Origin of the sequence: Phaeobacter sp. JH20_02 (assembly GCF_048056915.1) — a bacterium.
In the GTDB taxonomy this organism is placed as follows: Bacteria; Pseudomonadota; Alphaproteobacteria; order Rhodobacterales; family Rhodobacteraceae; genus Phaeobacter; species Phaeobacter bryozoorum.
Genome location: NZ_JAYMVP010000025.1, coordinates 1 through 1082 on the forward strand (window position 1 = coordinate 1; position 1082 = coordinate 1082).

Genomic DNA, 1082 nt, shown 5'->3' on the forward strand with positions numbered 1-1082 from the left:
GTGACGGGTCAGGATGGGTCCTACCTTGCGGAGTTTCTTCTGGAGAAGGGCTATGAGGTGCATGGGCTGAAGCGGCGGGCGTCGTCGTTCAACACCAGCCGGGTGGATCACATCTATCAGGATCCGCATGTGGATCATGCCCGCTTCAAGCTGCATTACGGCGATCTCACCGATACCTCCAACCTGACGCGGCTGCTGAGCGAGATCGAACCGGATGAGGTCTATAACCTCGGCGCGCAGTCTCATGTCGCCGTCAGTTTCGAGGCGCCGGAATATACCGCCGATGTCGATGGCATCGGCACCCTGCGCCTGCTGGAGGCGATCCGTTTCCTGGGGCTGGAGAAAAAGACCCGGTTTTATCAGGCCTCAACATCCGAGCTTTACGGCCTGGTGCAGGAAACCCCGCAGCGCGAGACCACGCCGTTTTATCCGCGCAGCCCTTATGCGGTGGCCAAGCTTTATTCCTACTGGATCACGGTCAATTACCGCGAGGCCTATGGCATCTATGCCTGCAACGGCATCCTGTTCAACCACGAGAGCCCGCGCCGGGGCGAGACCTTTGTGACGCGCAAGATCACCCGCGGCCTCGCCAATATCGCGCAAGGCCTCGAGGAGTGTCTCTATATGGGCAATATCGACAGTTTGCGCGACTGGGGCCATGCCAGGGATTACGTGCGGATGCAGTGGATGATGCTGCAGCAGGAGGCGCCCGAGGATTTCGTCATCGCCACCGGCAAGCAATATTCGGTGCGCCAGTTCATCACCTGGTCGGCGCAGGAGCTGGGGCTGACGCTGGCGTTTTCGGGCGAAGGCGAAGCGGAAATTGCCACCGTGACCGCGATTGAGGGCGATATGGCCCCGGCGCTGAAGGTGGGCGATGTGGTGCTGCGCATCGATCCGCGCTATTTCCGCCCCGCCGAGGTGGAGACGCTGCTGGGCGATCCGGGTAAGGCAAAGCAGAAACTGGGCTGGGAGCCGGAGATCACCACCGAGGAGATGTGCGCCGAAATGGTGCGCGAAGACCTCAAAACCGCCCGCCGCCACGCCCTGCTGAAAGAACACGGCATGGACCTGCCGGTCAG

General features: G+C 61.4%; 1 protein-coding gene. It reads left to right on the plus strand.

The genetic code is table 11. The features are described from left to right. Positions 1 to 1082 (plus strand): GDP-mannose 4,6-dehydratase (gmd, locus tag VWY34_RS13640; protein ID WP_416558548.1); only part of this gene is annotated, 1082 nt, incomplete at both ends.